The 1,348-nt window shown below is 65.3% G+C and carries 1 protein-coding gene; it reads left to right on the top strand.

The window, feature by feature from the left end:
• Positions 1-21: 21 nt before the first annotated feature.
• Positions 22-1,326: an outer membrane beta-barrel protein gene (locus BM177_RS19310; RefSeq protein WP_244532463.1), complete on the top strand. Its 1,305-nt coding sequence runs from the start codon at positions 22-24 to the stop codon at positions 1,324-1,326.
• Positions 1,327-1,348: the final 22 nt, after the last annotated feature.

Below are 1,348 nucleotides of genomic sequence, written 5' to 3'. Positions count from 1 at the left end.
ATGTCTAAAATGCGCAAATTTTTGGCTTTGCAGGCGCTGTGCGCTGGCATGGCCCTCCTGCCGGGGGGACAGGCGGCCTTGGCCGCCGACGTCGCCGCCACGAAGCCGCCGCCATCCTGGTGGGATACGTTCACGATCGGCGGCGCGATCGACGCCGGCTTACTCGTCAATCCGGTGTATCCGGCGAACGGGCTCAACTTCGGCCATCTGTTCACCGACAAGGCCAATTCGCTGATGCTCAATCAGGCGATGCTGACGGTGCAGCGTCCGATCGACCCGACCTCCAAGGATTACGACTACGGCTTCAAGATCCAGGGCTTTTACGGCTCGGACGCGCGCTACACCCACTTCCTTGGCGAGGGCGAATACTGGATCAACGGCCGCTACCAGCTCGATGTGGTCGAGGCCAACGCGCAGGTCCATCTGCCCTGGCTGTTCTCGGGCGGCATCGACGTCAAGGCCGGCCAGTTCCCGACCCTGCTCGGCGCCGAAGTCATCCCGGCGGGCGACAATCTGCTCTACTCACACTCCTACATCTTCAATTTCGGCGTGCCTCTTAAACTGACCGGCGTCGCCGCGGTCGCGCATATCGTCCCCGAGATCGACGTCTACGCCGGCTTCAACACGGGCGTGAACACCACCATCGCCTGGCCGGGCGACAACAACGGCGGCGTCGGCTTCGAGGGCGGCATCGGCCTCAACCTGATGGGTGGCGCGCTGACCGTGCTTGCGACGACCAACATCGGCCCGCAGAACCCGGCGACGCCGGTCGGCATCGCCGGCTGCGGCGGCTGCGCGCCAAGCTCGACCCTGCGCTTCCTGAACGACATGGTGGTGACCTGGAAGGCGACCGACAAGCTGACCTTCATCACCGACATGAACTGGATCCACGATGACGCCGCGGGCGGCCTCGACGGCTTCGGCATCGCCCAGTACGCCGCCTACGCGATCAACGACTGGCTGAAGATCGTCGGCCGCGCCGAAGTCTGGCGCGACAACAACAACTTCTTCGTTTCGTCGCTCGGCGCCCCCGGCAACTTCAACTACGTCAACTCCGAGCACGGCTATCTGAACTTCGGCGGCTACCCGCCGGCGGGGGCCTTCGCCCCGGCGCCGACGACCTACCTCGAACTCACCGCGGGCCTCAACATCACCGCGCCGCCGATCCCGAACGTCTTCGGCCTTCCGGACGCGGCCTGGATCAAGAGCGTCACGCTGCGGCCGGAAATTCGCTACGACGCCTCGCTGAACAACACGACGCCGTTCGACGTCGGCACGAGGTCGTCCCAGCTCACCTTCGGCGGCGACATCGTCGTCAAGTTCTGAGCGCGCCGGACAGGACCGGGCC

Source organism: Methylocapsa palsarum (genome assembly GCF_900114285.1).
GTDB lineage: Bacteria > Pseudomonadota > Alphaproteobacteria > Rhizobiales > Beijerinckiaceae > Methylocapsa > Methylocapsa palsarum.
Note: the sequence above shows the minus strand (reverse complement) of the source record. Positions and strands in the feature narration are given on the sequence as shown.